This is a genomic window from Dyella sp. (assembly GCF_035685805.1).
In the GTDB taxonomy this organism is placed as follows: domain Bacteria; phylum Pseudomonadota; class Gammaproteobacteria; order Xanthomonadales; family Rhodanobacteraceae; genus Dyella_A.
In genome coordinates, this window is sequence record NZ_DASSAB010000023.1 from 44,534 (window position 1) to 61,834 (window position 17,301).

At 70.5% G+C, this 17,301-nt stretch carries 12 protein-coding genes; 4 read left to right on the forward strand and 8 right to left on the reverse strand.

The annotated features are described in order from the left end of the window. Positions 1-79: 79 nt before the first annotated feature. From VFG40_RS04865 to VFG40_RS04880, 4 genes are all read right to left on the reverse strand, one after another. Positions 80-2,956 carry a TonB-dependent receptor domain-containing protein gene (locus VFG40_RS04865; RefSeq protein ID WP_324895478.1) on the reverse strand — a complete coding sequence of 959 codons (2,877 nt, stop codon included), beginning with the start codon at positions 2,954-2,956 and terminating at the stop codon, positions 80-82. Between the two features lie 5 nt (positions 2,957-2,961). Then, positions 2,962-3,978 (reverse strand): FecR family protein, encoded by a 1,017-nt coding sequence (locus VFG40_RS04870; RefSeq protein ID WP_324895480.1) that lies wholly within the window; start codon positions 3,976-3,978, stop codon positions 2,962-2,964. Next, positions 3,975-4,541 (reverse strand): RNA polymerase sigma factor, encoded by a 567-nt coding sequence (locus tag VFG40_RS04875; protein WP_324895482.1) that lies wholly within the window; start codon positions 4,539-4,541, stop codon positions 3,975-3,977. The genes VFG40_RS04870 and VFG40_RS04875 overlap by 4 nt, the downstream gene beginning before the upstream one ends. A 196-nt stretch (positions 4,542-4,737) precedes the next feature. Next, positions 4,738-6,732: a bifunctional 2',3'-cyclic-nucleotide 2'-phosphodiesterase/3'-nucleotidase gene (locus tag VFG40_RS04880; RefSeq protein WP_324895484.1), complete on the reverse strand. Its 1,995-nt coding sequence runs from the start codon at positions 6,730-6,732 to the stop codon at positions 4,738-4,740. Positions 6,733-6,892: 160 nt separating this feature from the next. On the opposite strand from VFG40_RS04880, the gene VFG40_RS04885 reads away from it, so the two are divergent. The 4 genes from VFG40_RS04885 (at position 6,893) to VFG40_RS04900 (ending at position 12,315) form a co-directional block, all read left to right on the forward strand. Further along, positions 6,893-7,300: a GntR family transcriptional regulator gene (locus VFG40_RS04885; protein ID WP_324895486.1), complete on the forward strand. Its 408-nt coding sequence runs from the start codon at positions 6,893-6,895 to the stop codon at positions 7,298-7,300. A gap of 22 nt (positions 7,301-7,322) precedes the next feature. Further along, positions 7,323-8,228: an ABC transporter ATP-binding protein gene (locus VFG40_RS04890; protein WP_324895488.1), complete on the forward strand. Its 906-nt coding sequence runs from the start codon at positions 7,323-7,325 to the stop codon at positions 8,226-8,228. A gap of 11 nt (positions 8,229-8,239) precedes the next feature. Continuing rightward, positions 8,240-10,084, forward strand: a complete 1,845-nt coding sequence (locus tag VFG40_RS04895; protein ID WP_324895490.1) for a hypothetical protein — start codon at positions 8,240-8,242, stop codon at positions 10,082-10,084. Between the two features lie 131 nt (positions 10,085-10,215). Further along, positions 10,216-12,315: a S9 family peptidase gene (locus VFG40_RS04900; protein WP_324895492.1), complete on the forward strand. Its 2,100-nt coding sequence runs from the start codon at positions 10,216-10,218 to the stop codon at positions 12,313-12,315. Between the two features lie 47 nt (positions 12,316-12,362). Here VFG40_RS04900 and nagA read toward each other — a convergent pair whose 3' ends face one another. The 4 genes from nagA to VFG40_RS04920 all read right to left on the reverse strand — a co-directional run bounded on the left by nagA (position 12,363) and on the right by VFG40_RS04920 (position 17,120). Continuing rightward, complete coding sequence (gene nagA / locus VFG40_RS04905; RefSeq protein WP_324895494.1) at positions 12,363-13,517, reverse strand: N-acetylglucosamine-6-phosphate deacetylase; 1,155 nt, start codon at positions 13,515-13,517, stop codon at positions 12,363-12,365. After that, positions 13,517-14,551, reverse strand: a complete 1,035-nt coding sequence (locus tag VFG40_RS04910) for an SIS domain-containing protein (RefSeq protein ID WP_324895495.1) — start codon at positions 14,549-14,551, stop codon at positions 13,517-13,519. Before VFG40_RS04910 ends, nagA begins: the two co-directional genes overlap by 1 nt. A gap of 156 nt (positions 14,552-14,707) precedes the next feature. Then, positions 14,708-15,766 carry a LacI family DNA-binding transcriptional regulator gene (locus tag VFG40_RS04915; protein ID WP_324895498.1) on the reverse strand — a complete coding sequence of 353 codons (1,059 nt, stop codon included), beginning with the start codon at positions 15,764-15,766 and terminating at the stop codon, positions 14,708-14,710. A gap of 94 nt (positions 15,767-15,860) precedes the next feature. Further along, positions 15,861-17,120, reverse strand: coding sequence for a sugar MFS transporter (locus tag VFG40_RS04920; RefSeq protein ID WP_414649247.1), 1,260 nt, complete (start codon positions 17,118-17,120; stop codon positions 15,861-15,863). Positions 17,121-17,301 lie beyond the last annotated feature (181 nt).

Consider the following 17,301-nt stretch of genomic DNA (forward strand, 5'->3'; position numbering starts at 1 on the left):
TCGTGCACTGCGCCTGGCGGGAGTGATCTCCAGCGTGCGGCTCCAGCCGTGCGCGCAGCAGGAAGTCCTGCCCGGACGCTCAGCGCTGGTAGTGGAAGCTGAGCAGGAAGTAGCGTCCCACGACGTCGTCGAATGCCGGGCTGTACGCCAGCGACGAGGGACCGTAATAGCGCGGCGCGTGGTCCAGCGCATTGTGCACGTTCAGGCCGATGCGCCAGTGGTCGAAGCCGCTGTAGTCGAGGTTGAGATCGAGCTGGGTGAACGCCGGCGTGCTGCAGTGGCCGGCCTCGCGCAGGCCGTCCGGGCAGGTCAGCCGGCTGTTGGCGCTGGCCCGGTAGCCGTAGTGCCCGGTGTAGCGCAGGTTGGCGGTGGTGACCCAGTCGCCGCGCGACCACTCCACGGACCCCAGCGCGGTGGCCTTGGGCTGGTCTGCGTAGCCGTCGTAAGGCTCCGGCGGTGCATCCGGCACGATCTGCCGGCGCAGCTTGGACAGCCAGTCCACGCCGAGGTTGAAGCTGAAGCTGCCCAGGCGCCGGGTGTCGAGCCGGTAGCGCACGTCCAGATCGAACGAGCGCACCATCGTCTTGCCCAGGTTCACCAGCTGCTGGTCGAACGCGTACAGCGCGCCTTGGGCGTCGCGGCGGAACAGCTCGGGAAAGGCGTCCGGATGATCCAGCGCATAGGACACCGGCAACGCGCGGATCTCGTGGCGGCGGTCGACCTGGTAGACATCCAGCGCGATGCCCAGCGCCGGCGTGGGCGCCAGCACCACGCCGAAGGTGAGGCTGCGCGAGCGCTCTGGCCGCAGCTCGGGGTTGCTCACGCTGTCCAGCCGCAGCGTGCACAGCGCATAGCCGCCGCCCACCGGCCGGCCGTTCACGCACGGCAGCAGCGCGCTGGGTACTTCCACCCGCACGCCGGTGGGCAGCAGCGCCTGCGGCCGATCGAGCTCGGGCAGGGTGGGCGCGCGATACCCGCGCGCCAGCGTGCCGCGGAAACTCACCTCGTCGCTGACGTCCCATTTCAGCCCGAGGCGCGGCGAGAACGCCCATCCGAAGCCGCCGCTGTGATCGGCGCGGGCGGCAACGTTGGCGGTGAATCCTTTTGCCAGCGGGGCTTCCATCTCCACGTAGGCCGCGGAGATCCAGCGATCGCCCCGGCGCACGTACGGGGGCTGGAACTGGAACACGTCGTTGGCAATCAGCAGCGGATCGGGCTGGTCGTCCAGCTGCTCGCGGTAGCCCTCGATGCCGGCTGCCAGGCCCAGCTCGCCCAGCGGCCACTGCGCCAATGGCCCGTCCGCGCGCAGGCTGAAGCCGCTCTGGCTGGTATGGCCGGTGCGCAGCAGTTGCGGCGACAGCGCGGCGAGCACGGCTGGACTGTTGCGGCCGCCGGGCTGGTAGCTGCCGTCGGAGAGCGCCTGATCCAGCACGCTGGAACGCAACAGGCCGCGCACGCGGTCGGTGCCGGCGTTGTGCTGGTCGTCCAGGCGCAGGTCCCATTGCCAGTCGCCGGGGTGGCCGCGCAGGCCGGCGCTGAGCTGGGTGCTGCGTGACTGGGTGGCGTCGCGGATAGGCCCGATGTCGGCGAAGGCATAGTTCACCACCCGCACGCTGCGCGGCGGACCCGGATCGAACAGCAACAGCTGCTCGGTCGCCGGTCCCGTCTGCTGGTGCTGGCGCACGCTGTTCCAGCGCAGCCCGGCGTAGGCCTCGAGTGAACCGACCGGGTGATCGACGTGCAACAGCAGCGAGCGGCTGTCCAGCTGCGTCTGCAGCGTGGTCGCCGGCCCGGTGGTGTTGGTGCACGGCCCGTCCAGGGTGAGCCGGGTGCAGCCGCCGTCGGTGTTGTCGTAGCCGATCTGGCCGCCGTCGAAATAGTAGGTGCCGTCGCCGCCGTCGCCGCCGTTGCGTGCCCATCGACGGTCGCGGCCGAGCAGCGGCGAACGCTCCAGGTAGTCGGCGCTCAGCAGCAGGTGGCCGCCGTGGCCGAAGGCGCTACCGAAGCTGCCCGTGACGCGCCGCTGCGATGCATCCCCGCGCGAGGAGATGCCGGCGTTGCCATCCAGCGCCACCCCCTGGAACTGCTTGCGCAGGATGATGTTGACCACGCCGGCCATCGCGTCGGAGCCGTAGATCGCGGACGCGCCGTCACGCAGCACTTCGATCCGCTCGACCAGCGCCAGCGGGATGCTCTCCAGGTCGTTGACCAGGCTGAACTCGCCCTGCGACAGCCCGTAACCGGCCATGCGCTGGCCGTCGACCAGAAACAGCGTGGCGGTGGCGCCGAGCCCGTGCAGGTCGACCGCCGCGGCGCCGGTTGCCCCGGACAGCCCGTTGGCCTGGTACAGCGCGCTGTCGCTCAGCGCCACCGGGGCATTGTTCACCCGCACGCCGGGCTGCGCGCGCAGCAACTCGAACAGAGTCTGGTAGCCGCTGTGCTCGATCTGGCGACGGTCGATCACGGTCAGTGGCGAGGCGGTCTCCATGGCCGTGCGGCGCAAGTGGGTGCCGGTCACTTCCACCGCCAGCAGCGGCACCGGCAGCGACTCCAGCGGCGCCGGCGGCAGCGCCCGCCCGGCCGCGCGGGTGGCGGGCGCCGCGGCGGCGGGAGCGATGCGGCGCAGCACGTAGGTGTCGGGCGTGACGACCTCGGCCTGCAAGCCGCTGCCACGCAGCACGATCGCCAACGCATCGGCCGGGGTGAAGTCCCCCTCCAGCGCGACGGCCCGCTGGCCGGCCGTGAGCTGCGGTGCGTAGAGCAGCTGCACGTTGCCCCGTGCAGCGAGCGCACGCAGCGTGTCATCCAGCTGGCCGGCCGGGATCGCGTAGTGGCGAGTCAGTCCGCGTGTGACCGCATGCGCGCACGACAACGTCAGCGCGAACGCCAGCGCGGCGGCAAACGGAATCAGGCGGCGACCGCGGACGGCGGCCGACGCAACGCGGCGGCCCGTCATCGTGGTCAGCGGGCCGCGGCGGCCGGCAGCAGGGTCAGCTCGTCCGGCCCGGTCCGCTGCACGCGCAACCGCCAGCCCTGGGCCAGTGCCTTGGCCAACGCCTGCTGGTCGCCGGCATGGAAGCTGCCACTGACCTTCAGTGCCGCCAGCGAGGGGTCGCCCAGCCGCAGCTGGGTGGTGGAATAGCGGTTCATCGACTCGAGCAGGTGGTCCAGTCGCCGCTCGCTGAAATCGAGCTGGCCACGCGGCCAGGCTTGCGCCTGGACCAGGTCGAGCGCGGTGACCGCGGCCGGGCGGCCGTCGGTGTCGATGTGCAACTGCTGGGCGGGCGCCAGTTCACTGCTCCAGGCCGGTGCACCGGCGCTGCCGGCGTGGCTGACCGCGACGCGGCCCTCGAGCAGCCCCACGGTGGTCCCCTGGGCGCTGCGGTCGACCTGGAACGTGGTGCCGACGTCGCGGATCAGGCTGCCGTCCACGCGCACCAGGAACGGCCGCTCCGGATCCGCCGCCACGGCGAACTGGGCCCGCCCGTTGCGCAGGATCACCTCGCGCTGGCGCGGACCGAAACGGGTCACCAGGCTGGACTGGGCGTCGAGCTGGACCCGGGTGCCATCGGCAAGCGTGATCGCCTGCGGCAGGCCGACCTGGGTGGCGTACGTGCGTTCGACGGGCGCGCCGTCGCGGACCATCCAGCCGACGCCCACCGCCACCAGCAGCGCCGCCGCCAGCCCGGCCGCCAGCCGCCAGCCGCGCTGCGGCCGTGCCTGCGGTCGGCGCGCCAGGTCGCGCCGGGCCGCGCGTGCCGCCGCCCGCAGCAGCGGGTCCGCCGCCAGCAGTCCCGCGTTGCGATGCAGGTATTCCACTTCGGCATAGGCCGCCGCGTGCTCCGGATCGGCCCCGCGCCAGCGCTCGAAGGCATCTTCGTCCACCGAACTGCGGGCCGGCGAATGCAGCCGCGCCAGCCATGCCTCCGCCGTGGTGGGCAGGTCGGCTGCGTGCGATTCCTTCGCCTGGCGTGTCATGTACGAGACTCCGACTGAAAGGCGCCGAGCCGCTCGCGCAGAAGGCGCAGGGCCCGGCTGATGTGTTTTTCCACTGCCTTGACGCTGATGCCGCAGTGGTCGGCGATTTCGATGTAGGTCATGCCTTCGATCCGGTTCAGCAGGTAGACCTGCCGGCAACGCGTGGGCAGCCGGAGCAGCGCGCGCTGCAGGGCCACCAGATCCTGCTCGGACGCCGTGCGCTGCTCGTGCGACGGTTCGGTCGAGTGCAGCTCGACCGCCTCCTCGTCCAGGCTCACGTGGTGCGCATCGAAGCGGGTCAGCGCGCGGCGGCTGCGGTCGTGCAGCGCGTTGACGGCGATCCGGTACAGCAGCGCCATCCAGGTGTCCGGCGCGTGCGCGCGATAGCGCATCAGTCGCGTCAGGCTCTCCTGTGCCAGGTCCTCTGCGTCGTCCGGCGAGCGGGTACGGCGCTGCAGGAAGCGCACCAGGGCCCCGCGCTGTTCCCGCACGAAGCCGTCGAATTCAGTTGGATTGCCTGCACCAGCAAGAAGCTGCTCGTGCTCGGCCGAGCCCAGGGCCATCGAACGGCACCGTGTATTGACCAGCGATAGTGCCGTCACGATATCGCATCAGCCCGGGGATGTGAGCATGTACCCCCTGTGCTTCCGCATCCGTGCGGAAGGCTCGGGCCGCGATCCATGCGCGGGGGGTGCGGTCGCGGCAAACGCCGCGTCCACTGCACTCAACGCGCGCGGCGCCAAACCCCCTACCTCGCGGTCAGGGCGACAGGTCGATGGTGTAGGTGGCGGTGCCGTCGCCGTGGTCGCTCAGCTGCTCGATGCCCTTCAACCCGGCCTCGCGCGCCAGCGCCTGCTTGCCGGCGGCGCCGGTGAACACCACGCGGCCGTGCGTGTGCAACGGCGCGAAGTGCCACGAGGTCGGTGCCAGGTCGCTCTGGTCCAGGCGCTGCTTGCGTTCGATCCAGCGGGCCAGGATCTCGCGCGCACCGTCGGGCGAGGACAGCACGATGTTGCTGCCGTCCAGCCCCGGGAAATGGCCGCCGCCACTGGCCCGGTAGTTGTTGGTGACGACGATGAACGGCTGCCCCGGGGTCACCGGCTTGCCGCGGTAGGCGAGCGACGTGATGCGCTCGCCCGCTGGCCGGGACAGGTCGATGGTGTAAGTCACGCCCTGGATCTGATCGAAGTTGTAGCCGACGTAGTGCGGGTTGATCAGCGCCTGCTCGCCGGGCTTGCTCGGGTCGATCCGGTTGAAGCGCCGCGCCGACTGCTCCAGCCACGCCTTCACGCCGGCGCCATCGGTCTTCACCGCCGCCAGCGTGTTGGGATAGAAGTACAGGTCGGCCGCACTGCGCAGGGTCAGCGGGCCCGGGGCCACGTCGGTGTAGTCATCGGGGCCGCCGAAGCCGGTGCGGAAGGCCGCGGCGGAGGAGAGCACCGGCACGTCGGCCAGCTCGGGGTGGCTCCTGGGCAGCTCGCGGCGCACGTAGTCGGCCTGCGCCGCGTTGATCGGCGCCAGCGCGGTCATGTTGCCCTCGTCGGCGAAGTAGCTGCTCATCCGCACGCTGCTGTGGCCGATCGGCGTGTTGACGTAGGCAATCGCCGCTTCGTGCACCTTGGCCACCAAGGGGGCGATCTGCGGATCGGGCGCCACGCAGCGCGGCTCATGTCCTTTCTCCGCTGCCTCGCAGATCGGCCGCACCTCGCTGTGGGTGTCGCTGGTGTCGACCACCCACTGGCCGTTCTGGCGGATCAGCGCCAGCTTGATCACGCCCAGATCCTTGCCGAAGAAGCCTCCCATCACCGCCGGCACGCCACGTACGAAGCCGCGCTTGGCGTCCACGTCGGGCATGTCGGCGTAGTGCGGGCCGGGGAACTCGGTATGCGAGTGGCCCAGCAGCAGCGCGCTGATGCCCGGCACGCCGGCCAGATGCCAGCCGCCGTTTTCCATGTCGGGGGTATACGGGTGGGCGTCCAGGCCACCGTGCAGCACCGCCACGATCAGGTCCGGATGCTGGGCCTGCAGCTGCGGCACGTATTTGCGTGCCGCTTCCACCACGCCGCTGACGGTGACCTTGCCGGCCAGCTTCTGCTTGTCCCACTGCAGGATCGGCGGCGGCGTGAAACCGATGATGCCGACCTTCAGCGGCACCTCGACCTTGCTGCCGTCGGGCGTGTACGCCTCGATCGTGCGCGTGACGACCGCCCACGGCTTGTAGATCGGCTGGCTGTCGCGCGCGCTGTAGACATTGGACAGTACCAGCGGGAAATGCGGCCCGGCGCAGCGTCGGGCTGCACCGCCGTCGACGTTCATCGGCGTGCCGGTGACCTGCGACAGGAACGGCAGGCCGTAATTGAACTCGTGGTTGCCGGCGGTGCCGCCGTCGTAGCCCACGGCGTCCATGGCGCGGTAGATCGCCAGCTCCTGGTCGCAGCCCACCGGCCTGGCCAGCGCCTGGTAGTCGGCCAGCACGCTGCCCTGGATGGTGTCGCCATCGTCGATCAGGAAGGTGTTGGGAAATTCCTTGCGCGCCTGCCGGATCAGCGTGACCGTGCGCTCGTAACCCAGCGTGGGATCAGCCTTGAGCTTGTAGTAGTCGTAGCCGAGGATGTTCGAGTGCAGGTCGGTGGTTTCGAGGATCGCCACGTCCGCGCGTGCACCGTCGGGTGCGGCAGCGGGCATCGTGGGACTGGTGACACAACCGGCGAGCACAGTGGCGGCGAGCAGGGGCAACAGCGGGCGGAGCGACATCGGGAGCGTCCAGCGGCAAACGGGCAGGGCCGGGAACGTAGCAGATCGACGGCGGCAAGGGCGGTGGCTGCGTTGTCCCGTCCTTTCTGGCGGCGGAAGCGCTTGACGCGAATCGCAACCATCTGTACTACTACGCACAGTACAGGCAGGACACGCGACCATGCCCCGCAGCCACGCCCTGATGCTCCAGATCGCCACCGGCGACCCGCGCCCGATCAGCAAGCAGATCGTCGACGGTGTCCGCATGAAGATCGCCACGGCAGAACTCAGCCCCGGAGACCAGTTGCCCAGCGTGCGCGGCTTGGCCCAGCAATTGACGATCAACCCCAACACCGTGGCCAAGGCCTACGCCGAGCTCACCAGCGAAGGCTGGCTGGAGTCGCGCCAAGGCCTGGGCCTGTTCGTCGCCACGCCACGCCAGCGACTGTCCAACGGCGAACGTGACCGGCGCATGGACGAGGCGATCCAAGCCTTCGTGCGAGAAGTGGCGGCGCTCGATTACCCGCCCGAGCGCGCGCTGGCGCGACTGGACCGCGCGCTCCAGGTGTTGTCCCGAAAAAGCGCCTGACCTGCCCGAGACGCCTTGAGTCATGAACAACCACGTCATCGAAACCCGCGCCCTGACCAAGCGCTACGGCGCCAAGCTCGCGCTCGACGCGCTGGACCTGTCCATCGCTGCCGGCCACATCCACGCCATCGTCGGCGCCAACGGCGCCGGCAAGTCCACGCTGTTCCGCATCCTGCTCGGCTTCCTGCCGCCGAGCAGCGGCAGCGCGCGTATCCTCGGCCGCGACAGCCAGCAGCTCACGCCGGAGGACCGCGGCCGCATCGGGTTCGTCAACGAGGAACACACGCTGCCGAACTGGATGCGCGTCTCGGCGGTGGCGGACATGCAGCGCCACCAGTACCCGCGCTGGAACCAGCGCGCCTATGACGAGGTCATCGGCCACTACCACGTGCTGCCGGAGCAGAAGATCGGCCAGCTCTCGCGTGGCGAGCGCGCCGGCTTCAACCTCGCGCTGACGCTGGCGCAGGGACCGGAGCTGCTGGTGCTGGACGAGCCGACGCTGGGCCTGGACGTGGTGGCCAAGCGCGCGTTCCTTGAATCGCTGATGTATTCGAGCGCGACTGAATCCTGCACGGTCATCTATTGCTCGCACCAGATGGAAGAGATCGAGCGCGTCGCCGAGAACCTGATCATCCTCGAGCGCGGGCGCCTGGCACACATGTCGGCGCCGGAAGAGTTCTGCGCGCGCGTCACCCACTGGGTCGCCGACATCCCGTTCGCCGGTCCGCCGCCGGCCGGCGTGCCGGGGCTGTTGCAGGTGCAGCGCATCGATGGCCTGCATCATTACCTGGTGCTCGACCAGGACGAGGATTTCGCGCAGTTCCTGCGCGGCGCCGGTGCGCGGACCGTGCAGTGCATGCCGGTGAGCCTGGATCGCGCAGTCAACGGCTTCCTGGCGAAGAACCACGCGATGCCGGCGGCGGCATGAGGAGGGGCGACATGCGTGACCTGTTCAAGGCGGAGTTGCTGCGTTTCCGCGGCTGGGCGCTCGGTGCGTTTGCGGTGCACCTGCTGGTGCTGCTGTTCTTCACCCGCCTGGTCGATCTGGCGCAGCAGCCGGTCTTCGTCTATCGCGTCGCCGGTGGCGTCGACGCGCTGGTCGGCGTGCTGCTGGGCCTGTACCAGGTGGGCAGCTACCGACGCCCGAACGTGTGGCTGAACCTGCTGCATCGCCCGCTTGCGCCGGGGCGCATCGCCACCGCGCTGCTCGGTGCCGGCATGGTGTGGTTGGCCGTCGCGGTGGCGCTGCCGGTGCTGCTCGCCGCCGCCTACCAGGCCGGACTCACCGCGCGCGTGGTCGACCTGCGCCACTGGCTGCTGCCGCTGGCCGCGTGGTCGCTGGCCGCCTGCGGTTACCTCGCCGGTGCCGGCTGCATGCTTGGCCGCCCGCGCAGCGCGATCGCCGCATTGGTGCTGCTGCTGGTGCCGGCGGCGAGCCAGGCCAGCGGCGCGTGGGCCTTGTTGATGCAGGCGTCCGCGCTCGCCTGGCTGGCCGCGATGGTGACGGTGTCGTTCAAGCCGGACCTGTCCGCGCCGCCGCGCAGCGTGCCTGCCACCGTGCTGCTGGCGCTGCCTCTGCAGGTGGCCGTCTACGTGGCGATCATCGTGGTGGTGCAGGTCGGCGCGCAGGTGATCTGGATGGTGCAGGGCACCCATCCGAACAATACCGAGACGCCGCCCAAGGGCGGGCAGAACGAAACCGAGCGCATGACTCCTGAGCAGCGCATGCTCACCGGTCTGGCGGTGAGCACCGCGCCCGAGGCGCCGCTGTGGCGCGAGCAGGTGGCCCTGTCGGACGTGGTGGCGATCGCCCCGGACCTGGACGTGGTGCCGGCGCGCGGGGCGCTCACCAACGCCGCGCCGGTCGATTTCGACGACCCGGCACGAGGCGTGCGCTGGACCTTCAGCCATGACCGCATGCGCCTGTCCGGCTACCGCATCGCCGGCGGCCGCACGGTCGGCACGCTCGGGGTGGGCGGCACCAACGCGGCGTTCCCGGCGCCGACGGTGGCCACCCGCGGCCTGCCCGGCCAGCCGAAGGAGGATCGCAGCCTGCTCGCCGGCAACATGCTCTACCACTACGTCAGCGAGACCGGCCAGGTGTTCCCGCGCATCCGGTTGCCGCACGGGGAATGGCTGCTCGGCACCGCGCCGGTCGGCGAGAACCTGGCCGCCCTGAGCAACCATGCGCTGTACTTCTTCGATGGGCGCGACGTGGTGGCGAGCGAAAACCTGCTCCGCCCACGCCAGCGCATGCCGATCCCGGGCGGGCCCGGCGGCCTGCACAACCTGGAGTTGATCGAGCTGGTCGACGGCTACCTGGTCTCCAACGCGTACACCAGCTACGACTACACCATGGCCGGCGCCGCGCCGTACCAGACCGTCACCTGGGTGCACGACGACGGGCGCGTCACGCTCGCTGCGCGCCGGCCGATCACGTTCGACTACCCGGCGTGGTTCCGCTACCAGTCGTGGTGGCCCTCGCCCGTCCTGTATGGATTGCGCCAGGGCGTGAGCAGCCTGTTCGCCGCGCCGGACCCGATGCAGGTCGCCAACCCGAAACCGCGACCGCGCAGCGTTCTGTGGCTGGCCGCCACGTTGATGCTCGCGTCGTTGCTGGCCGCGCTGTGGCTGATACGTCGACGAGCCCTGTCGTTGCCGGGGCAGGTCGCCTGGGTGGTCGCCTGCGGCGCGATCGGCCTGCCGGCGCTGGCCAGCCTCTGGCTGCTCTATTCGGCCTGCGAGCGCGCGCCGCGTACGCGCCTGGAGCCGGCCGCCGCGTAGCCCGCTGTTCTGTCTGGCCCGAAACCGCGCCCTTCCCACGATGCGCATCGAAGAAAGGGGAGAGGCCGGGGCAAGGGTCGCTCTTTGCCCTGCATTTACCCACGAAGCGTCCGACGCCCGAGGAGACGCTCATGCGACCGACCAACCCCCTTTTGCGCCTCCTGTGCGCGCTCGCATTCCTGCTGCCGGCGCTGCCTTGCCGCGCCGCCGACAGCGATGCGCTGCGGGCGGCGGTCGCCCTCGAAAGCGCCCGCCCGGCCGCACCTCACTTCCCGCGCGACGCCTTCCTGGTACGCAGCGCGACGCCTGCGGTGGCGTTGTCGCCCGATGGCCAACAGGTTGCCTACCTGCGCGAACAGGCCGGCCACCGCAGCCTGTGGGTGCTGGCGGCCGACGGCGGCGAACCGCGCCGCCTGCTCGGCGGTACCGACGCCAGGCAGATCGACTGGTCGCATGACAGCCGCTGGCTGCTGCTCGAATCGCCTGGCCAGCTGTTCGCCGTGGCGGCCGCCGGGCAGGGCGGCTCGAAACTGGTCGCCACGCTGGGCGGGCGGGAACAGCGCGAACTGCTGCGTATCGACCCGTCGCAACCGGCTGCCGTGCTACTGCGCGAGCGCGCGCCCGCCACGCTGGACACAGCCGAACGCTGGCGGTTGGTCCGGGTGGATCTGCAGGGGCACCGGACGCCGCTGCGCGAGGACCCCCGGCAACTGGTCGACGTGGCGCTCGAGGGCCGTGGCCGCACCGCGTTCGTCGAACGCGTGGAAGGCGCCGCACTGGTGTTCCACCGTGTCGACGCCACCGGCGACCTGCACGAGGTCCTGCGTTGCACCGGGCTGCATCGCTGCGCGCCGCTTCCGCTGACCGACGCACAGGGACGGCTGCTCCTGCGCAGCGACCGGGGCGACGGCCTGGAGGGTTTGCGCCGGCTGGAGCCTGAGGGCACGCTCACCACGCTGCACGAGGACCCGCGCGGCGAGGCCGACCTCGACACGCTCGCGCTCGATCCGGCTAACGGCAGGCCGCGCATCGCCAGCTACCGCAGCACCGTAGCGGCCAGCCATGCGCTCGACGGGCCGGCGCAGCGAGCCTTGAAAGAACTCCAGGCGCGTTATCCGGGGCGCAACCTGGAGATCGCCATCGGCGCCACGCATTGGCTCATCGAGGAACAGGCCAGCACCCTGCAGGGCGCGCGCTGGCACCTGTACGACGTGCGCAGCGGTGCGCTGCGCGACATCCTCGCCTTCGCGCCGGTGGGCGACCGCCAGGGCCGCCCCGCACAGTGGCTGCCCGAGGCGGCCATGCCGCGCAAGCTGCCGATCGAGTGGACTGCCTCCGATGGCATGCGCCTGCACGGTTTCGTGTGGCTGCCGCCGGGACTGGACCCGAGGCGCCTGCCGCTGGTGACGCTGGTGCACGGCGGACCGTGGAATGCATCTCGCCCGGATGAGTTCGGTGGCGGTTTCGTGCAGGCGCTGGTCGATCGTGGCTATGCCGTGTTCGAACCGAACTTCCGCGGCTCCACCGGGCTGGGGCGGTCATACTCGATGGCCGCGCAGGGCGATTTCGGCAACGGGCGCGTGCAGCAGGACATCGTCGAGGGCACGCGCTGGCTGCTCGCCCACGGCGTCGGGGATGCCGGGCGCGTGGGCATCGTCGGCGCGTCTTTCGGCGGCTACAGCACACTGCTGGGGGTCACCTTCCAGCCGCAGCTGTTCAAGGTCGGCGTGGCGATGGTGCCGCCGCCGGACTTCGCCTGGGTGCTCCAATGGGTCGGGCGCACCACCGAAGCGCTGGAGCTGGCGCGGTACGTTCCCTTCGATGCCTGGCTCGCCGCGCTCTCGCTCGATCCGCGCGACGCCGCCTCGATGGCGCGCCTGCACGCCCAATCGCCGCTGGCCCATGCGCGGCAGATGAATCGCCCGCTGCTGCTGTACGCCGGCGGCGAGGACCGGCGCGTGGCGATCCGTGGGGTGACCGGCTACGCCGCGCGGCTGAAGCAACTGGGCAAGGACGTGAGCCTGCTGGTCGACGCCGATGCCGGCCACTCCAATGCCGACCCGGTGGCGCGCGAAGCGCAGCTGTACCTCATTGTGCTGATGCTGCACAGGCACCTCGGCGGTGACGCCCCCGAGCCGCCTGATCCGGAGATGCGCCGGTACCTCGCACGCAGCCTGCGGATGGCCGGCAGCGATCTGCGCGCGGCAGGGCTCGGGGGTTTGCGACCTTAGAAAGACAAGCCCTTCCGGCCGCGCAATTGCCGGCCGGGAGCCGGGCTTCACGCCGCACGGCGTTCCCCGCCGATCCAGGTGTCGCGCACGCGCAGCGCATCGTCCAGTGCGACCAGGTCGGCCTGCTGCCCGGCATCGATGCGTCCGTGCGTGGCGGTGAGACCGAGCCAGTCGGCGGGATAGGCGCTGGCCATGCGCGAGGCTTCTTCCAGCGGCAGGCTGACCATGTGGACCAGGTTGCGCAGGCCGGTGGCCATGTCCAGCGCGGAGCCGGCCAGCACGCCGTCGTCGCTCTGGCAGATGCCGTCCTTCATTACGATGGTCTGGCCGTTGAGCGTGTAGTCGGGGCGATCCGAGCCCACCGGCGGCATCGCGTCGGTGACCAGCACGCACTTGCCGCGCGCCTTGGCCGCGATCGCCACGCGCAGGCTTACCGGATGCACGTGGTGGCCGTCGACGATAAGCCCGCACCAGCTTGTCGCATCGTCCAGCGCGGCACCGACCACGCCGGGTTCGCGACTGGTCAGCGGGGTCATCGCGTTGTAGAGATGGGTGAAGCCGCAGACGCCGGCATCGAGCGCGGCGCGGGTGGTGGCGTAGTCCGCGCCGGTGTGGCCGGCCACCACCAGCACGCCCGCGTCGGCGAGGCGGCGGATGGTCGCCGGCGGCACGCATTCGGGGGCCAGGGTGAGCATCACCTTGCCGCGGCGTGGCGCCGTGATCAGTGCGAGGTCTTCTTCGTCAAGCGGGCGGAACAGTGAGCTGTCGTGGATGCCCTTGCGCGCGCCGGCGAGGAACGGGCCTTCCAGATGGATGCCGAGGATGCCCGGCACGCCCGCCTCGATTGCCGCATCCACCGCCTCCAGCGCGCGGCGCATCGTCTCGCGCGTGTCGGTGATCAGCGTGGGGAGCATGCCGGTGGTGCCGAACCGGCGGTGCGCCGCGGCGATGCCGCGCAGCGTCTCTACCGTGGGCGCGTCGTTGAACAGCAGCCCGCCGCCGCCGTTGACCTGCACGTCGATGAAGCCGGGCAGCAGCAGCTGGCCGCCGAGGTCGTGCGCGGTGGCCTGCGCCACGCGCGGATCGTCTGCGGGGCAAACGGCCGCGATGCGCGCGCCGTCGACCAGCACGGCCAGCCCGTCATGCAGGCCGTGCTCGCCCATGACGCGTGCGTTGACGAGAGCGGTGAGCGAAGCAGACATCAGACCGTCTCCGTGACCTTGCGCAAATGCGGCGGAACGTCGGGATCGTAGCCGCGCGCCAGCGACAGTGCCGCGGCGGCCTTGTAGAAACTCTGCACCGCGAGCAGTGGTGCGGTGAGCGGCGAGATGCCCGAGGCCAGCGGCAGGCTGTCCTCGCCGCTCACCCCCGGTGCGGCCAGCAGCACCCGGGCGCCGCGGGCGCGGAACTCGCGTGCCACCGCCACGGTGTTGTCCATGGTGCCGTCGTCCTGGGCGAAGAACAGCACGGGGAAGCCCGCACCCACCAGCGCCATCGGCCCGTGCTTCACCTCCGCCGCGCTGAACGCCTCGGCGTGCAGCCCGCAGGTTTCCTTGAGCTTGAGCGCGGCCTCCAGCGCCGCGCCAAAGCCGAAGCCGCGGCCGACCACGAACAGGTTCTGCACGCTGGCGAAGCTTTCCACCATCGGCGACCAGTCGGCGTCCCAGCCGTCGCGCAGCTGCTGCGGCAGGGCGGCCAGCGTGGCGTCGAGCGCGCCGTCGCCGCGCCAGCTGGCGGTGAGCTGCAGCACGGCGGCGAGCGAGGCGAGGTAGCTCTTGGTGGCCGCCACGCTGTTCTCGGCGCCGGCGTGCAGCGGGATGCAGGTGTCGGCCATCGCCGCCAGCGGCGAGTCTTCCACGTTGACCAGGGCCAGCACGCGCGCGCCGGCGTCCTTCGCCGCCTGCGCCGCGCGCAGCAGGTCCGGGCTCTTGCCCGACTGGGAGATGGCCAAGAACAACGCGTCGCCCAGCGCCAGCGGCGCGTCGTAGATCGACGACACCGACGGCGAGGCCGAGGCGGTGATCAGGCCGAGCTGGGTCTCGAACACGTACTTGGCGTAGGCGGCGGCGTGATCGGAGCTGCCGCGCGCGCAGGTAACGATGAAGCGCGGCGGCTTCGCGCGCAGCTGCTCGCCGAGTGCGGCCAGCCGCGGCGCATTGAGGCTGAACTGGCGCTCGATCACCGCGGCGCTCTCGCCGGCTTCGCGGTACATCAGGGTGTTGCTGGCATCGTTCATTGCAGCTTCCGTCATCGGAACATCCATCATCGAAGCGTCCATCGTCGAAACATCAGGCGCGGGGGCGACGCGCGCGCGGGCGCGCCACGCTGACGGTGCAGCGCGGCAGGTGGGGTGGGCCAGCGGGGCGGTAAAGCTGAACGGTGCGGCGGGCGCTCAGCCGCGCTTGCGCGGGTTGGCGCCGCGCGGCGGCGCGGTGGAACCGCGCACCACCAGCTCGGGCACGAAACCCTCGTTCGCCGGTGGGGCGGTGTCGTCGCCACTCTCGGCATGCTGCAGCTCGGCCATCAGGCGCAGCGCGGCGTGCTGCGCGATTTCCCGGGTGGACTGGCGCGCGGTGGTCAGCGCCGGCCAGGCCTGCTTGGAGAAAGGGTTGTCCTCGAAGCCGGCAATGGAGAGATCCCACGGCACATCCAGCCCGGTCGAGCGCGCCGCGGCCAGCACGCCGGCGGCGATCTCGTCGTTGCTGCCGAAGATCGCGGTCGGCGGCTCCTTCAGCGCAAACAACTTGCGCGCACCGCGGAAACCGTCGTCGAACGCATAACGCCCGGGCAGCACCAGCTTCTTGTTCAGTGCGATGCCGTAGTCCTTCAGCGCGTCGGCGTAGCCCTGGTAGCGCTCGGGGCTGGAGCGGTGGTGCGGCTCGCCCCACAGGAAGCCGATCCGCGTGTGACCGAGCTGGATCAGATGCTCGGTGATCGCGTAGGCCGCATCGCGGTCGTCCACGTAGACGCAGGGATAGCCGTCCTGCGGGTCGTCGCGCGAGGCGATGATCCGCACGAAATGCACCCCGTGCTCCTTCAGCGTGGCGATCAGCTCCGGCTGCTCGGACATCGGCGGCGCCAGTACCAGCCCGGCCAGCCGCGCACGCTTGACCAGCGACACCAGCTCGTCGGCCAGGTGCGGCGAGCTGGCGTCGCACGGATGGATTTGCAACCCGAAGCCGCGCTCGCGGCAAGCGGAGAGCACGCCCTCCTGCAGGCTGATCACGTAGTGCGCGTTGGGGTTGTCGTACACCAGCCCGATCGCATACGAATGCGCCGCGCGCAGGCTGCGCGCCGACAGGTTGGGCCGGTAGCCCAGCGCCTCGACCGCGCGCTCCACCTTCTGCCGGGTGTCGGCGCGGACGGACGATTCCTGGTTGATCACCCGCGAGACCGTCTTCAGCGAGACGCCCGCGCGTTTGGCGACGTCCTTGATGGTGGCGTGACGCAACGCGGGGCACTCCTTCGGATGGGCGACGCATCGTAGCCCACCCGGACCGGCAGGGGGCGTCGGCGGGCGCGCTGCGAGGTCGCATGCGCGCGGCTCAGCCGGCCCGCAGGCCGACGCGGTGACCGCGCATGCCGTAGAACAGGATGTACAGGTAGCACGGCACCATCAGGCCGGCGAATACGGCCTGGAAATCGAAGTGCTGCTTGAGGTGCGCGAACAGCTGCGGCACCACTGCGCCGCCGGCGATCGCCATGATCAGCAGCGCCGAGCCGGCCTCGGTGTGGCTCCCCAGCCCCTTGATCGCCAGCGGAAAGATCGCCGGCCACATCATGGCGTTGGCAAAGCCCAGCGCGGCCACGAAACCCACCGACAGATAGCCGTCGGTGACGTACGCGCCCACGCTGAACAGCACGCCCAGCACCGCCGAAATCGCCAGGTAGCGTTGCTGCGTGAACACCCGCGGGATCAGCAACAGGCCCGCCACATAGCCCAGCAGCATCGCGCCGAGGGTCAGCGCGGTGAAGCGGCTGGTCCATTCCAGCGGCAGATTGAAACCGGCGCCGTAGGTGCCAATCGCGTCGCCCGCCATCACCTCCACGCCGACGTAGAGAAACAGGCACAGCACGCCCAGCCACAGGTGCGGAAAGCTGAAGATGCTGCCCTGCGCGTGGCCCACCGCCGCCTCGCTGTTGGCACCGGACGGCTTAATCTCCGGTAGCGACGAGCGCACCACCCACACCGCCAGCAGCACCAGCAGCGCGGCCATCACCAGGTAGGGCAGATGCACCTTGGCCGCGAACGCATCGAGCAGGCTCGTGCGTGCCTCCAGCGTCGCTGCCTCGCGCACCTGCTGGTCGATCTTGTCGATACCCTTGAGCACCAGTGCGCTGAACGTCAGCGGGGCCAGCACGCCAGCCAGCTTGTTGCAGATGCCCATGAAGGCGATGCGCTGCGCGCCGCTCTCGATCGGGCCGAGGATGGCGATGTACGGATTGGATGCCGTCTGCAGCAGCGACAGCCCGGCGCCGATCACGAACAGCCCGGCCAGCGCGCCGGCAAACACGCGCAGGCTGACGAACTGGCTGAACAGCACCGCGCCCACCGCCATCGCGAACAGCCCCAGCGCCATGCCCTTCTTCATGCCGGTGCGCTTGAGCAGCAGCGAGGCCGGCAGCGAAAACACCAGATACGAGATGTAGAACGCGAACGGCACCAGGAACGCGTAGGCGTCCGGCACCTGGAAGGCGAGCTTCACGAAGGTGATCAGCGGCCCGTTGAGCCAGGTCACGAAGCCGAAGATGAAGAACAGCACGCCGATCATGATCATCGGCCCGAGAGTGGAACGGCCCGCCATGGGCGACGCGTCGAGCGTGGTGGATGACATGCGGTAACTCCCCGGACCGGTCTGCGGACTGTGTTGTGTTGCCGGCGCCCGACGTGGTGCAGGCGGCCTCCCCGAAGTCGGCTTTATGGACGCGCAGGCATAACGTTGTCAATGCGGACCGCGCGACGTCGCCGGCATGGCTCGTCGCGCT